16 protein-coding genes are annotated in these 15419 nt (G+C 59.8%); 3 read left to right on the top strand and 13 right to left on the bottom strand.

Annotation, left to right across the window (positions count from 1 at the left end):
• Position 1: 1 nt before the first annotated feature.
• The 8 genes from AC0J1C_RS13325 to AC0J1C_RS13360 all read right to left on the bottom strand — a co-directional run bounded on the left by AC0J1C_RS13325 (position 2) and on the right by AC0J1C_RS13360 (position 7077).
• A complete protein-coding gene (locus tag AC0J1C_RS13325) occupies positions 2-700 on the bottom strand; it encodes a crotonase/enoyl-CoA hydratase family protein (RefSeq protein WP_473044281.1) in 699 nt (232 codons plus the stop codon).
• Between the two features lie 144 nt (positions 701-844).
• Entirely contained in the window at positions 845-1081 is a 237-nt protein-coding gene (gene brnA, locus AC0J1C_RS13330) for a type II toxin-antitoxin system BrnA family antitoxin (RefSeq protein ID WP_473044282.1), read from the bottom strand.
• The gene (locus AC0J1C_RS13335; protein ID WP_473044283.1) at positions 1071-1334 is read right to left on the bottom strand and encodes a BrnT family toxin; all 264 of its coding nucleotides are present in this window, start codon (positions 1332-1334) and stop codon (positions 1071-1073) included. Before AC0J1C_RS13335 ends, brnA begins: the two co-directional genes overlap by 11 nt.
• A 235-nt stretch (positions 1335-1569) precedes the next feature.
• The gene (trxC, locus tag AC0J1C_RS13340; protein WP_473044284.1) at positions 1570-2010 is read right to left on the bottom strand and encodes a thioredoxin TrxC; all 441 of its coding nucleotides are present in this window, start codon (positions 2008-2010) and stop codon (positions 1570-1572) included.
• Between the two features lie 65 nt (positions 2011-2075).
• Positions 2076-2459: a DUF2750 domain-containing protein gene (locus AC0J1C_RS13345; RefSeq protein ID WP_473044285.1), complete on the bottom strand. Its 384-nt coding sequence runs from the start codon at positions 2457-2459 to the stop codon at positions 2076-2078.
• Between the two features lie 19 nt (positions 2460-2478).
• A complete protein-coding gene (locus tag AC0J1C_RS13350) occupies positions 2479-3273 on the bottom strand; it encodes an SDR family oxidoreductase (RefSeq protein WP_473044286.1) in 795 nt (264 codons plus the stop codon).
• A gap of 18 nt (positions 3274-3291) precedes the next feature.
• Positions 3292-4341, bottom strand: a complete 1050-nt coding sequence (locus tag AC0J1C_RS13355) for a mechanosensitive ion channel family protein (RefSeq protein ID WP_473044287.1) — start codon at positions 4339-4341, stop codon at positions 3292-3294.
• Positions 4342-4482: 141 nt separating this feature from the next.
• Entirely contained in the window at positions 4483-7077 is a 2595-nt protein-coding gene (locus tag AC0J1C_RS13360; RefSeq protein ID WP_473044288.1) for an EAL domain-containing protein, read from the bottom strand.
• 219 nt (positions 7078-7296) lie between these two features.
• Between AC0J1C_RS13360 and AC0J1C_RS13365 the strand changes: the two genes are divergently transcribed.
• A complete protein-coding gene (locus AC0J1C_RS13365) occupies positions 7297-7788 on the top strand; it encodes a nucleoside deaminase (protein ID WP_473044289.1) in 492 nt (163 codons plus the stop codon).
• On the opposite strand, the gene AC0J1C_RS13370 is transcribed toward AC0J1C_RS13365, so the two are convergent.
• The gene (locus AC0J1C_RS13370; RefSeq protein WP_473044290.1) at positions 7758-8624 is read right to left on the bottom strand and encodes a DMT family transporter; all 867 of its coding nucleotides are present in this window, start codon (positions 8622-8624) and stop codon (positions 7758-7760) included. The two genes, AC0J1C_RS13365 and AC0J1C_RS13370, sit on opposite strands and share 31 nt — an antisense overlap.
• 120 nt (positions 8625-8744) lie before the next feature.
• On the opposite strand from AC0J1C_RS13370, the gene AC0J1C_RS13375 reads away from it, so the two are divergent.
• On the top strand, positions 8745-9656 hold the full coding sequence (locus tag AC0J1C_RS13375) for a helix-turn-helix domain-containing protein (RefSeq protein WP_473044291.1): 912 nt from the start codon (positions 8745-8747) through the stop codon (positions 9654-9656).
• A gap of 36 nt (positions 9657-9692) precedes the next feature.
• On the opposite strand, the gene AC0J1C_RS13380 is transcribed toward AC0J1C_RS13375, so the two are convergent.
• Positions 9693-10067: a hypothetical protein gene (locus AC0J1C_RS13380; protein ID WP_473044292.1), complete on the bottom strand. Its 375-nt coding sequence runs from the start codon at positions 10065-10067 to the stop codon at positions 9693-9695.
• 143 nt (positions 10068-10210) lie between these two features.
• Here AC0J1C_RS13380 and AC0J1C_RS13385 point away from each other — a divergent pair, with 143 nt between their 5' ends.
• Positions 10211-10780, top strand: coding sequence for an NnrU family protein (locus AC0J1C_RS13385; RefSeq protein WP_473044293.1), 570 nt, complete (start codon positions 10211-10213; stop codon positions 10778-10780).
• Between the two features lie 23 nt (positions 10781-10803).
• Here the strand turns inward: AC0J1C_RS13385 and AC0J1C_RS13390 are convergent, their stop codons facing one another.
• The 3 genes from AC0J1C_RS13390 to AC0J1C_RS13400 form a co-directional block, all read right to left on the bottom strand.
• Positions 10804-12528: a BamA/TamA family outer membrane protein gene (locus tag AC0J1C_RS13390; protein ID WP_473044294.1), complete on the bottom strand. Its 1725-nt coding sequence runs from the start codon at positions 12526-12528 to the stop codon at positions 10804-10806.
• A gap of 47 nt (positions 12529-12575) precedes the next feature.
• Positions 12576-14459 (bottom strand): monovalent cation:proton antiporter-2 (CPA2) family protein, encoded by a 1884-nt coding sequence (locus AC0J1C_RS13395; RefSeq protein ID WP_473044295.1) that lies wholly within the window; start codon positions 14457-14459, stop codon positions 12576-12578.
• 66 nt (positions 14460-14525) lie between these two features.
• Positions 14526-15386: a LysR substrate-binding domain-containing protein gene (locus AC0J1C_RS13400; protein ID WP_473044296.1), complete on the bottom strand. Its 861-nt coding sequence runs from the start codon at positions 15384-15386 to the stop codon at positions 14526-14528.
• Positions 15387-15419 lie beyond the last annotated feature (33 nt).

Here is a 15419-nt window from a genome sequence, read left to right on the forward strand (position 1 = left end):
CTCAGCCGTTCAGGCCCAGGTGCTCGGCATCCTGCTCGATGCAGCGATCCAGCAGCGCCAGGTAGTCGGCCTTGGCCTTTACCTTGGTTTCCCTGTGCGCGCGCATGTTCAGGGTCTTGAAATGCTGGGCCAGCTCATTAGCCCGCTCAACCAGCTTGTCCTGGGCGACCACCTCATCCAGGAAGCCGGCCTCGACCGCGCCTTCTGGGTTATAGATCTCGGCATTCACCACCGACCGATAGAAATGCGCCGGCGCCAGCCGATGGCGGGCAATCTCGATTCCCGCGTGGTGCATGGTCATGCCAATGGCCACTTCGTTCAGCCCCAGCTTGAACGGACCCTCGATACCGATGCGGTGGTCCACCGACAGCAGAATGAACGCGCCCTTGGCAATGGCGTGGCCGCTGCAGGCACCGATCACCGGCAGCGGAAAGGCGGCCAGCCGACGGGTAAAGGTGGAGCCGGTTTTCACCAGAGCGGCCGCTTCCTTCGGGCCCTTCTGCATTTCCTTCAGGTCGTAGCCAGCAGAGAATACGCCCGGCTGACCGGTCAGAATAACCACCGCTTTGTCCTGCTCCGCCCGATCCAGCGCCGCGTTCAAACCTTCAAACACCTCGTGGCTCAGGGCGTTTGCCTTGCCGTTCTGGATGGTGATGGTCGCAACGCCGTCGTTCAACTCGTAACTTACCAGCTCGGTCACCTGTACTACCTCTCTCGCGAAATTAAAGTGAGCGTTTGTTTACTTGCTTGAGCCTGATTGTGTGTTAGGCGGGCCGGAGTTTCAATAGCGGGAGGATATTCGTCTCAGCCAGCGGTGAGACATAAAATGGCGCTGGCGACACAGTCACTTGTTAGCAGATTCTGCCTGAAGACGCTCAACCAGCCACACCTTAATGATCGATTGACGGGTAACGCCAATGCGCGCGGCCTCACGATCTAAAGACTCTACGACCCAAGCTGGAAAATCGACGTTGATTCGCTTTTGTTCCTGATTAACGCGGCGAGCGGAAGACAGGTCCAAGTCATCAACAATATCTTCCTGACCATCCTCAAATTTTTTCTCAAAGTCTTTAGCTTTCATAGAGCTCAACCTCCTTCTTGCGGGAACGCCTGACTGAAGTCAGGCGAGTACGACCTTCCCTATAGGTGACGACAGCCGACCAGTGCTTTTCACCAATCTTGCCGATCAACAAAAACCTTGGCTCGTCCTCTGCTTTTGCGCGGATTTCCAAGAGATATGGATCTCTCCACAGCGCTTGGGCAGCCACGAAGTCGATACCGTGTTTGTCCAGGTTCGCTTGGCTTTTAACTTCGTCGAATTCAAACTCATCCATGAGTAAAAATTATATCCTTTTTGGTGATTCTGTAAAATATGGAAGGAAACCGAACCTGCAGCCCTCAGTTAAGCGAATTTCAGCTACAAGATCTGCTTTTTGCAACGTGACCTTTACCCACAAAAACTGTGGATAACTTTGTGGGAACTGCTCGGATAGCTGCGCTCAGCCCTGCAACCACAGGGCCTGAGCCAATGTGGCGTTTAAATGACCGACGCGCAAAACCTCTGTGACTCTAACGAAATCCCTTCGACTGAAGCCACTGGCTGATCTGCGCCTGATTCATAGCACCGCTCTGGCGGGCCACTTCGCGGCCGTTCTGGAACAGGATAAGCGTGGGAATGCTGCGAATGCCGTACTGGCCTGCCGTGCCCTGGGCCTGTTCGGTATTTAGCTTGGCGAAACGCACCTTGCCCCGCCAATCCTTCGCCGCCTGCTCGAACTGGGGCGCCATCATCTTGCAGGGGCCGCACCAGCTGGCCCAGAAATCCACCAGCACCGGAACATCGCTACGTCCGGTGTGGTTAGAGAAAGTCTGGTCTGTCAGCTCCAGAATCCCGTCGGGCCACAGGGGCTGCTTGCAGGCGCCACAGTTTCCGCCGGCGGAAAGCTTCTCGGCGGGCACGCGGTTGAGCTTGTGGCAGTGGGGACAAACCAGGTGTCGGGTGTCTGTCATGATCTCTAGGCCTGTGTTTCATTGTTCACCGAAACGTCGGGGCGGCGAAGGGAAATTCAAGTGGATCAGAAATCAGACATCACATCCTGAAGATCCCGCTTGAGCTCCTCCGGCTCGGTGAGCCAGACCGTGCCGTCTGCGCCCGGGAACACGCCCACTTCCAGGCCGTCTCCGGTCAGCCCGGGCACCCACTTCCGGAAGAAATCCGGCAGTGCAACGCTGCGGGGCGTCAGCGCGTCATCGCCTCTGGCATACGCGGCGGCAAGCCCGGAAGCGGGCCAGACCGGCAGGTATTCCACATCGCCGTCGTCCGAGGCAATCTTGAGGAACTGGCTGTTGCCGTTGACCAGAATCCAGACCTCCCGGTTCTCCGCCACCTGGTCCAGAAAGTACTCATACCGGTCCTCGCCATCCATGTCGCTGACCCGGTTCAGTTCATTGTTGCTCATGGTATTGTCCTTCAAGGGTTCACGCCCTGGCCTTCGTCATGCGAAACAGCGCCTCGGGCGCGATACGCTTGAGCCAGAGGGCCGCCATTTCCTTGCCCTTGCCTACCGGGATCTCCCGCTTTTTCGCCCTGAGGCCCTTGAACACCACTTGGGCGCATTCATCCACATTCATGCCACCGGCAATGTCCTCATCCTCACGACCGTAAGCGGACCCATCACCCGCGAGGGCGTTGCGCGAAATGTCGGTGCGTATGAACCCAGGTGTGATGGTGGACACGCTGATGCCCTGCCCTTCCACTTCTGCCCGAAGCGCATCAAAAAAGCCCATCACCGCGTGCTTGGCCGCGCAATAACCGGTGCGCATGGGCACACCAACCTTGCCGGCGACGCTGGAGGTAACCGCCAGGTGGCCGGCACCCCGTTCCAGCATATGCGGCAGCACGGCCTTGGTGAGGGCAATCTGGCCCATCACGTCGACGTCCATCAGCTTCTGGTACACGGTCATGTCGGTATCCTTGCACAGAGAGCGTTGGGATACGCCGGCGTTGTTCACCAGCAGGTCGATCTGGCCGAAGGTATCAAGCACCGCCTGGACCTTCCCGGGCAGGGCAGCCCAGTCGGTCACATCCAGAGGCAGCACCAGCACGTCGTCCTTGGCCAGGCCGGCATCGTGACAGCGCTCGGCCACACGCTGCAACTCGTCTTCCCGGCGGGCGGACAGTACCAGGCGGGCATGGTCTTTGGCGTATTGGAGGGCAAGGGCTTCGCCGATGCCGGAGGAGGCACCGGTAATCCAGACAGTTTTCTGGCTCATGAAAGATCCTTCAAAGTCTCAGTTTTCCACCACCCGAGCCCTCAATCTCGGGAGCTGTGCCGGGTAGTGTTGCTGGATGAAGGTTACCATGGCCTCCCGAACCGCACACCTGAGGTCCCAGTTGCGGCTTGAATCAGACGCGCTCATCAGAAAGCGGATCTGGATCGCCTGGTCGCTGGCATCGGTGACCTGCACCGAGGAAAAGCCGCCGTCCCAGAGTTTTGATTCGCTGAGCACACGGTCGAATTCCTGCCGGAGTGGTTCCACCGGCATGGTGTAATCCACCCAGATAAACACCGCCCCGAGCAGATCGGAGGTGTTACGGGACCAATTCTGGAACGGGTTCTCGATGAACCACTGCAGGGGCACCACCAACCGGCGAAGGTCCCACACGCGGAGCACCACGTAGGTGGCCGTTACCTCTTCCACCCAGCACCACTCGCCCTGTACGTGCAGGACATCGTCGATGCGGAACGGTTGGGTGAGCGCAATCTGCATGCCCGCCAGCAGGTTACTCAGCACCGGGCGAGCAGCAAAACCCAGAATCAACCCGCCCAGGCCGGCAGAGGCCAGCAGACTGGCGCCCATGTGCTGAACCGACTCGAAGGTCATCAGGGCGGCGCCCAGACCGATAATCACAATGAGGATGTTGAGGGCTCGCACCAGGAAGCGGGTCTGGGTTTCTACCTTGCGGGCCCGTTTCCATTGGCCCTCGAGCACCGGGTTCATGGCGACAATCACCTCGCCAATGGCTGAGGTCAATCGCACCGCTGCCCAGGTAATGGCGAGCACCAGAAGCAGGGTGGTTATCTGTTGAATGGCGGCGATCAATGGCAGGTCCGGGGGCGCGGCTTTCAACATCCCGGTCAGGGTGAGCAGGCAGAACACCACCCCCAGGGCCCGGGCGGCGGCATCCAGGAAAAGGCGCAGCACGGTTCTCGACGCGGAAAAGTGCCGGAACACGGCCAACGCCAGCCGGTAGACAACGTAAGTGGCCAACACTCCAAGAATCGCCGAAAAGCCCGGCCACAACCAGGCCGTCAATCCGGCTTCAAAAGACTCCAGCATCAGCCCTCCGGGCGCCCCCAGTCAGAAAATCGGGCAATCGGACGTGCTGTTCTTCGCCCCTTACCCTCACCTTCCTGAAAGCCTAGTCCAGCCCAGGGGCCGATGCCATTGCCTGGGCCCGGCGTCGGGCCAGGCCCGCTGCTACTCGGCTCTCAGTCCGGCGGTTGCGGGCTGGTCCGAGAGCCAGGACGCGAGCTCCGGGAGCGGCATGGGTCTGGCGATCCAGAATCCCTGGAGCCGGTCGCATCCAAGATCCGCCAGCACCTGGGCCGTCTGCTCGCTCTCGACCCCTTCGGCGACAACTTCGTAGCCCAGGTTGTGAGCCATGGTAACCGCCGTACCGACAATCAGGCGGGAGCTCTCGCTGATGTGGATATCCTCGAGCAGAGAGCGATCCAGCTTGAGCTCGGTTGCCGGCAACTGCTTCAGGTAGGAGAGCGAGGAATAGCCGCTGCCGAAGTCGTCGATGGAGATCCTGAGACCAATATCCGCCAGCGCTTTCAGTGCGCCAAGGCCTTTCTCCGGATCGTCCATGGCGGCGGTCTCTGTCAGCTCCAGCGTGAGCTTTTCAGGAGCAACCTGATACTGCTCAAGAACCCAGGTAATCCAGCCTTTCAGGCCAACGGAACCGAGGTCCCGGGCGGAAATGTTGATGGAAAGGGTAAGCTCGGGGTGGCGATTCAGCAGCATCGCCAGTTCCCGAACCCCTCGCTCCACCGCCCAGCGCGTCAGTTGATTGACCACGCCCGTTTCTTCGGCGAGTGGAATGAAATCCGTGGGCCCGACCCAGCCCCGCTGCGGGTGATTCCAGCGTATGAGGGCTTCCAGCCCGGTCACACTCCGGCTGTTCAGACAGAACTTGGGCTGGTAATAGAGTTCTGCCCGGTCCTCCAGCAAGGCCTCTCGCAGATCGGACATCAGGGTGAGCCGGCTCTCGCTGTAGATGTCGTATTCCTGGGAATAGAAACCGGTTTCATAGGGCCCATGGGGGGTGATCTCCATGCCCACATGGGCATTGCGGATCAGCAAGGCCGCATTGCTGCCATGGGCGGGGTAGCTGGCTGCCCCGAATCGGGGGTGCAACTCAATGGCGAGGCTGTCCAGAACCACAGGTTCGGACAGTTGCCTGAGTACGGCGTTGAGCTGGCTGAAGTTATCATTCACCTGGCTGGCATCCACCAGCAGCCCGAAGGTGTCTCCGGACAACTGATAAACCAGCTCCTCGCGACCAAGGGAATCGTGCACGCGCAGGATGTAGGGCAGGTTCCGGGCAAGTTCGGTCATTTGCCCGGCAAGGCGTTGCAGCAGGCGCTCACTGCGATTGAGGCCGAGGGTACGATTGATCTCATCCAGACGGGTGATGCGGGCAACCCCCACCATGTAATGGCCGTGCGGATCCCTCTGGAACTGATCGTTGACCATCCGCTCAAACCGGTTCCGGTTAGGCAGCCCGGTTACCGCGTCGTGGGTGAGCGCCTCATTCAGGCTGTTCTGAGCCTCGTTACGGGCTTTCTCGGTACGCAGCGCCTCGGCCTGCGCCCGGATCTTCTCTTCCCGCTCGCGGTAGAGCCGATCTGCGAGGGCAAGAGTAAGAATGAACGCTTCCAGACCGGAGCCAATCTGCATGGCATGCTCGGTCATGAAGTTCTCGGGGAAGAAGCCAAGTGCCCTGCCGGCCGTGGCCAACACGCCGATGGTGAGAGGCGTCCAGGCGATGGTGAAAAAAGCCCCGGCGCGAACACCGGCGGCCCAGGTAATGGGGCCGGCGACGAACAGAAGCGAGAAGAAAAACAGTGCCGAGATAGCCGACAGCACGATGGCGGAGTTGTAGTCGAGGGTCAGCGCGGCCACAAAGTTGATGATCTCAAAACCAATCATGGCCCGTATGGCGATATCCAGTTTCGGGCTGTGCGAGGGGATGCGCAGCAGCTGCCTGCAGAACAGCACCGAGAACAGCGCAAGCACAGGCATGGACACCAGCAGAGCCCGGGCATGAATATCCGGGGAATCCGGGTACAGGAGCTGGAAGCTGTACCCCTTGATGGACGCGAAAAACAGCAAATAGCCAGAGATCGCCAACGCGTAGTAGAAGTACAGCTTCTCACGCAGAGTCAGGAAAACGGCCAGGTTGATCAGAATGATGACCGTAAGGCTACCGTAGTAAAAAAAGTGCAGCTTCTGCTCGTTGGAGGCGGCGGCGAAGAATTCGTCTGCACGCCAGAGGTTCAGCGGGAGGATCATTGAGCCTGCGGTTTCAACCCGGATGTAAACCGTCTTGCGCTGACCGGGCGACAGATCGAACCGCAAAAGCATGTTCGGGTGGTCGACCTGGCGTGGATAGAAGGGGCGACCGTCCCCGGTCTTGAACTGCTGTTCCACCTGACCGTTCGCGAGAACGTAAAAAACAACGTCGTCCAGCTGTGAGTAGGCGAGCTCTGCAATGAGGTTGAGGGTTTCGTCCGATTCGTTCTGCAAGGCGAACCGCAACCAGTAAACCGAAGAGGTGATACCAAAGGTGGCGCTGCCCGATGGCAACGCCTGCCAGTTCGCCCCGGCAAGCTGGCTTACCTCATCCAGGGTGGCTGTACCGGCGGCATCTTCCAAGGCCTCAAATTTGGAGGGCACGGGAGACGAGGCTGTCACCGGGATAGTGACAGGCTCTGCGGAAACAGCAGTAGATGCCAGCAGCATCAGCAGGACCGAAACAACACAACCGACAGCTCTGGACGTCAACATGACCAGCTACCCACGGCGTTGGTCATCGAAAAGGCCTCTTATTCTTTTATGATTTATCCATTCCAATCCTAGCGTCTGGCCATCCTCTGACCGAAACGTTTTCGTGTATTAAATTGTGAACTCTTCAACCAAAATCATAATCAATGGGCTGGAGGAGCACAAAAAGGCCGCACCCTCTGAATGTACTACCCTGACCATGACAGCTGTGAAGGAGGTCCTGTGATCAACGAAACCGATATGAAACACCTCGGCCGCTGCGTGGAGCTTGCGAGAATGGCCGTAGACAGCGACAACCCGCCGTTTGGCTCAGTGCTGGTTGATGGCACCGGCGCGGTGCGGTACGAGGGACACAATGAAACGGCCGACGGCGACGAGACCCGCCACCCGGAATTCGCGATTGCCCGCTGGGCGGCCGAGAACATGACTCCGGACGAGCGCACTGCGGCCACCGTCTACACCTCTGGCGAGCACTGCCCCATGTGCGCCGCCGCCCACGGCTGGGTCGGGCTGGGTCGCATCGTTTACGCCAGTTCTTCGGAACAGCTTTCGCAGTGGCTGGATGAGCTGCATGTCACGCCGCCACCGGTTGCCACCCTTCCGATCCATCAGGTGGTGCCCGGCGTTCCGACAGAAGGTCCGTTTCCGGAGCTTGCGGAAGCGATTTTCGAATTGCACCGGCGCTACGCCCGGGCCGACCGGAATAGAACGTAATTGCCAAGCAGCGCGAGGAAGGCACCAAGTACTGCAGTCGCGGTCCACTCAAAACCCTCGAGCCAGGTTGATACGCTCAGCGCAACGACAGGGAACAGTACGGTGGCGTAACCGGCCTTGTCGGCGCCCAGGGTCTGGATGACCGTGATGTAGCTGTAGAACGCGATGATTGAGCCGGGCACGGCAAGGAACACCGTTGCCCCCCAGAAAGTGGCTGCCGTAGGCACCACCCACTCCACGCCCTGAATCAGGCACCAGACTCCCAGAATCAGGGCGCCGTAAACCATGGCCCAGGCGTTTGCGAGAAATAACGGTACCTTGGACATCCTCACCTTGATGCTGACCAGGTTACCCATTGAGAACCAGAAAGTACCAGCCATGGCGAACAGAATGCTGGCAGCGGTTGCATTACCCAGCTGCAGATCGTGCCAGAACAGCAGGGCCAACCCGCTGATACCCAGAGCCACCGCCGGATACAACCGCGCGGTCGGCTTGAGGCGCAACCAGAGCCAGCCATTCAACGCATTGAACAGAGCGGCCAGTGAGAACACCACCGCCAGCAGGCCGCTGGTCATGGACTCGGCGGCACGGTAGATCAGCAGGAAGTTCACGCTATAGAGGGTTGCTCCCTGAAGAACGAGCCAGCCGTGCTGCTGGAGCGTCAGTTTCTCAAGCCTGCGCACCAGAGCAAGAACCACCAACGCCACGGCAGAAGCCATGACGAACCGATAAAAAACGGAGAGATCCACCGGAGCTGTTTCAACCTGGAGACGAATCGCGGTCCAGGTGAGGCCCCAGATCAGTACCGTCAACCCGTAATGAACAGAAATTGGCATACCACTGCGTCCTTCCACACTTTGTGACCATCACCAACGGCTGATCAGAGTATGACTGGAGTGACCTCGGAAGCTTGTCAGATCCTGCTGAACCATGGATGATTCCTGCGGAGGCCCTTTATGCAGACTGATCCCGAACCCCTGACAGAACGCCCGTCCAACCGGGATATTGTTGACACCTTGCGCACCGCAGGCGTCGCACCCAAGCGGATTCTGGAACTCGGCCAGGGGCGTGCGCTGGCTCAATGGCAGAACCATCAGGGCGAGGTGCGTTACGAGCGGCCACGGCACCACGCCCTGAGCATTTACACCGACAACGGTCAACAAGCCAGCCGGATAGTGAACGGCAAAGTGGTCAGTCATGGATTTCCCGGGGCCGTTTGCTTATTTCCCGCCGGCAGCCGCTCCCGATGGAAAATCGATGGTCACTTCGAGTTCTTCCATTTCTATTTCAGTGACCTCGATGTTGCACGGTGCGCGGAGCAGACGCTGGATGTCGACCCCGACAAGTGTCAGCTCTCCGAGCTCTACCACGGTGAGGATCCGGTCCTCGCGCAGGCGGGCAAACTCCTTGCGCTGAGCGACTGGCAGATGGCCGGTCAAACCCTGGCCATGGACCATCTCGCGCAATGGCTTCTGCTTCAGATCGTCAGCCGCCATTCTGACGTTCCACAGAGACTGCCAGAGGTAACGGGACAGCTGGCACTTCAACACCGGCGCCTGCTACAAGAACGCATAAACGATCATCTCAGCGAGCCACTGACTCTTGCAGGCATGGCCAGTTGGGTGAACTTGAGTCCCTATCACTTTGCCAGGCTTTTCAGGGCGACGTTCGGTTGTGCACCGTACCAATACGTTCAGGAGCAGCGATTACTGCGCAGCCGTGACTTGCTGCGTACCAGCCGACTCAAAATCACTGCTGTCGCGCTCACCTGTGGATTCAATGATTCCAGCCAGTTCAGTCGGGCGTTCCGAGCAAGGTTCGGGCTCACGCCATCAGCCTACAGAAGAGAAGCTAACGACGGCTATTAACGTTGGAGCAGACACGGCGGGCAGGAAGGACAGTGGTTACTGAACAAGGCCTGAACGGGGCACCAGGCATTCCATGGCCGTCAGGGTGATATCACGCAATACCGCTTCCGTGGCAACAGGGTCCGGAAAACGTTCGTAGAGCATCCGCCGGCAGGAGGAGGTTCGGGCCTTAGCGGCGCTGACACACGCCTGGTGATGTTTCGCCTGCTCACCCGCGCCTCCCGCGTCCCGGCAAAACTCCGGAATCTGATTGAAAACCCAGTCCACCGCCTGCGCCAATTCAACCGGGTTGGCGTGCAGGTTAGCCAGGCGGCTGGCATCAACCGGTTCGGGTTGTTCACCGCTCTGATCCCAAAGAACATACAGCAGTGCGGCAGTAACCAGTACAACGGTGACCTTCGGAAACTTCATGGCGCCCTGTGAATACAATGAGTAGGACGCCGATCATAAACGTTCAGGCATCGTCTGTCCCGGTTTCCTGTACTATCCTTCGTTCACACAGCCCGGGGTTCCGGGCTCACTGATACTGGCCCACAGGCAAAGGAGTTCTGCCCATGACCACATTGATTGTCGGTCTGATCCTGTTTCTTGGCGTTCACTCACTGTCGATTATCAACGAACCTTTCAGAAACCGACTCAGCGTGGCCATGGGCGAAGGCCCCTTCAAGGGCCTCTATTCTCTCGTCTCCCTGGCAGGCCTTGTGCTGATCGTCTGGGGCTACGGGGCCGCCCGCATGGATCCGACCGTGATCTACACGCCACCGGGCTGGCTCAAGCATCTGGCCTTCCTGCTTCTGCTCCCTGTCTTCCCTCTGCTCTTTGCCACCTACTTTCCGGGCAGGATCAAGGCAAAACTGGGCCACCCGATGCTGGCTGCGGTGAAACTCTGGGCACTGGCACACCTGCTGGCGAACGGCATGCTCCACGATCTTCTGCTGTTCGGTTCCTTTCTGGCCTGGGCCGTTGCCGACCGTATTTCCATGAAGCGCCGAACCCAGCGCAACATCCCCACACTGCCAAGCAGCAAGGCCAACGACATAATCGCCGTTGCCGGGGGCCTTGCGGTTTATGTTGTCATGGTGATGTGGGCGCACCAGTGGTTGTTTGGTGTGGCGCCGGCCTGAACAAACCGGCGCGGCCGCGCCACTCAAAACTGACTGCGACCGCGCACCAGAATCTGCACCTCATCAATGCTGTCGTCGCCATCGAGTGGAAAGGCGAAATCCAGGTGCAGCATCCGTTGCACCTCGATGCGGCTGGAGGCCAGTCTTAACCCGAAGCCCACGTCTCGGAGTATGCCCTCGTCCGGGCCGCTGTTTCGGCCATCTGTAAACCAGGCGCGGCCGACATCGGTGAAGATCAGGCCACCAAGCCGGAACAGCTTGAACGGGTGCCAATCTGGAAAATAGCGCCGCTCCAGGGTCCAGAGCACGCGCCGATTGCCCTGCTGGTAATCGCTCGGGTACCCGCGCAGGCCGTTGTCACCGCCGATCAGCAACTGTTGATCGGCGGTCAGGTTGTGGGCCGCGGTGAAGGTGAGATTGGTGTACCAGCTGTTCCATTGCTCGGAGCCTCCGTGAAAATACTCAAGTCCAAGGGTTCCGGACAAGTTCTCCACGCGATCCTCGTCCATCCGGTAGGTGCCACTCTGGGCAAGGGAATAGCGGGCGTAATTGGTTTCGGTCGCCAGCAGGGCATCCTGGAAGTCCATATTGAGCACCACCCGGTCTTCGGTAGCACCCAGGCCGGAGCCGGAATACCCCAGTTCCGTGCGCCACACAAAACCGTCCCGAACGTCTTCCACCCGTTGCAACCGGGTCAGGTTGGTCATTTCCCGAAACCGGTTCTGGCGATAGTCAAACCCCACCCAGGGGTAGCTCAGGGTGCGGTCTTCCGGAAGTACATCCAGGTTGGGTTCCTCCGGCAGGCGTTCGAACTCCAGGGCATCGTACCGGTAACCGGCCAGCAGCCGGAGTTGGCGGCTGCCACGCTCCGCCAGGCGCCAGCCACCGTCGATACTGAAGTGCTCCTGCTTACGGCGATAATCCGCAATGGCCTCGGCACCGACATAGCGGGATTCCTCCCGGGTATCGTCCAGGCCGCTGATGCCGAAGCGCCAGGGCGTTGCCTCACTGAAAAACGGGCGCTCGAGGTAAAGGCTCCGGCCCCGCCCATCGCTGCGCTCTTCAAACGAGAAGCCGGACTGCCAGTGCGAGCCCAATACGTTTGGGTCGTCGAAAAACACGCTGGTTTCGGTACGATCCGGATCCTTCTCGTAGGAGATGCCGACGTTCTTGCCAGACCCGATGAAATTCGGATCCGAGAGACCGATATTGGACGTATTCTCACCGCCCGAGCGGGATAGTCCAACACTGGGCAGCAGGGTCCAGGTGTCCCGGGTAAGTACGCTAACCTCCACTTCGTCACCACAGACCCGGGTAACGCCCACCCAGGCCGCCGTCAGATACTCCCGCTGCCGGAGCACACGCTCGGATTCGGAAATCAGCCCGGGTTGGTAAAGATCGCCTTCCTCAAACACCAGCTGCGAACGCAAGGCCGATGTCCAGGTGGGCGTATTCAGTGTATTCAGGGTCCGGTACAGAAAGTTGTCCTGGTCCGGATCGCTGGTATCAAAGATCGGGCGCCGGAGTATCCGGATCTCGCCGATACGGGCGCCCTCGGGTATCACCAGATCGCTCTGGCGGGCGAGTTGATCCCTGGGTTTGTCCAGATCAATGGCTTCTGGCTGTACCTCGCTGGCAACGCAGTTATCGCGATTGGTCTCGGGCTCTGCGGCCAGACAACTCTCCGCCAGGACCGCCAGGGCCGCCAGGGCCAACCCGGAAACAACAAGGGTTTTGCCGAATACCATACAGACCTCTCAAGCCGAATTGACCACATCGCCCCCAACGCCAAGCATCAACGGGAGGGCGGCCGCCATACCGGCACGTCCTCCTGCTTCGGTTCTTCCCAGTCCTGCTGCATGGCGCTGCTCAGAGCTTCCTCCAGCTTCATGAACAGCTCACCGTAACGTGGACTGAAACGAATGCCTTCCTCAATGTCTTTCCACGCCTCAAACAGCTCATCTTCATGGGCCTTTTCATTGTCCAGGAAGGCCCAGGTCATCTGTCGGGCCCGCATGGGGTGCACGCCCATGGCGGTCAGGGCGTGGCCGCCCAGTTCCAGGGCGGAATGATAGGTTTCACTCACCACATCGTCCGCCCCGGCCTGGCGCAGCCGGTAACCGTGGCCCCGGTCGAAGGCCCGGGCCAGCACCCAGACGCCCGGGAAGAACTGTTTTACATGCTCTACCATCTGCACAGACCGGTCGCGATCGTCAATGGCCACCACCAGCAGCCGGGCCTGTTCAATGCCGGCGGTCTCCAGAAGGTCCGGGCGGCTGGCATCACCAAAGAAACTCTTGATGTTGATTTGCCTGAGGTTCTCGATCTGCTCAATCTCGTGGTCCAGCGCCACAATCGGAATGTTGTTGGCCCGCAACAGGCGGCAGACGATCTGGCCGAACCGACCTACCCCGGCCACAATCACTGGCGCCTGCTCATCAATGTCATCGGCATCACGATCATCGTTCTTGGAACGCCGGTAACGGGGCAATACCACCCGGTCGTAGGCAATGAACAGCAGAGGCGTAAGGAACATCGACAGCGCCACCACCAGTGAGAGGAGTTGGGAGATCTCGGTGGAAATCACATGGTTCTGAACGCTGTAGGTGAGCAACACAAAGCCGAATTCACCAGCCTGCGCCAGGCCAAGGGTGAACAGCCAACCGTTGCTGCCGCGCACCCGGAAGACCAGCGCCAGAACCAGCAGGATGGCCGCCTTGACCACGATAACGGCAATAGCCAGGGAAACCACCGTGCCCCACCGTTCACCCAGCACCGCGAAGTCGATCCCGGCACCCACGGTAATGAAAAACAGCCCCAGCAGGAGCCCCTTGAACGGCTCGATGTTGGCTTCCAGCTCGTGCCTGAATTCACTGTTGGCCAGCACCACACCGGCCAGGAACGCACCCAGGGCCGGCGACAGGTTCACCAGGCTCATCAGGGCGGCAATACCGATTACCAGCATGAGGGCTGTGGCGGTGAACACCTCTCGCAAGCCGGACTGGACCACATAACGAAACAACGGGCGGCTCAGGTAATGGCCCCCGACGATCACCGCACCAATCGCTGCGACGACAACAAGACCATGGGCCCAACCCGGCAATGACGCGACCAGGCTCATGTGACCGCCGTGGTTGGCAGACGCGGCGGTCGAGTCCATCAGTTCCGGGATGGCCAGAAGGGGAATCAGGGCCAGCATGGGAATGACCGCAATATCCTGGAACAGGAGAACCGAGAAGGCGCTGCGGCCACCTTCGGTTTTCACCAGGCCCTTCTCATTCAGGGTTTGCAGCACGATCGCGGTGGACGACAGCGCAAAAATCAGCCCGACCGCCAATGCCGTTTGCCACTGCAGGCCCAGCCAGGAAGCTACCGCCATTCCGGCGCCAGTGGTCAGTATCACCTGCAGGCCACCGAGACCCACCAGGCGAACCCGCATGGCCCAGAGTGCCTTGGGGTCCAGCTCCATGCCCACCAGAAACAGCATCATCACCACCCCGAATTCGGCAAAATGCTGGATGGTGGTGGCCTCCTGCCCCACCAGCCCCGCCACGGGTCCAATCAGCACCCCGGCCACCAGGTAGCCCAGCACCGAGCCCAGGCCGAAGCGTTGTGCCAGAGGCACCGCGATCACGGCGGCAATCAGGTAAATAAAAGCGTGAACAAAATACTCGGTCATGAGGGGTTATCCTGGTTCGCAATGGGCCCGGAATTGGCAGCAAAGACGGGCCGGGGACAGTTCAGTTCAGCGTAGACTCTGCAGGGCCTCTTTTACATGCGAGGCGAGAGCGTCGTTCAACGGATTGGATCCGCGACGTACCAAGGCCAGCTGATAGGAGCCAATCGACGGCAGCGCCTCGCCTGTAATCTCACGAAGCGGCGGTTTCACCAGGCTCTTCGGGAACGGGGCGATGGCAAGATCGGCCAGCATGGCCGCCTCCTGGCCAGAACAGTGTTCACAGGTGTAGGCGATCCGATAGGCTATGCCGGCACGATCCAGAGCGCGCAGCGTCATCCGGCGCCAGGCGCAGCCCTCGTGGGCCATGGCCAGGGGCAAGGGCGAGCGCTGGAATGCCGAAGCGCCCTCCCGACCGGCCCAAACCAGTGGTTCCTGATGCACAATCTCGCCGCGGCTGATGCCGGCTTCGTCCGCCACCGTTACCAGGGTCATATCCAGTTCGCCGGCATCCAGCCGTGCCAGATTCTGCTTACTTGAGCCTACAACCACGTCCACCTGAACGGCGGGGTAGCTCCTGGCAAACTCCGCCAGCACTTCCGGCAGTATGCGGGTGCCGATGTCATCGGAGGTGCCGATGCCAACCTTGCCCTCAAGGGTTGGCGCGATGAAATGCTGGACGGCCTCCTCGTTCAAAAGCAACAGGCGGCGCCCGTAATCGAGCAGGACCTCTCCCTCGGCTGTCAACGTGACCTGCCGGGGCTCCCGGATAAACAGCGTTTTTCCGAGGTTTTTCTCAAGCTGTTTGATCTGCATGCTCAGGGCAGAGGGTGTCCGGTGTACCGCCTTCGCGGCGCTGGTGAAGGTGCCACACTCGGCGATAGCCACGAAGCTTCTGAGTACATCGCTGTCCAGCAATGGAATTTTCACGCAAGCGCTCCCCGTATCCACGTATCCCTATAC

This window comes from Marinobacter sp. E2, from assembly GCF_055755345.1.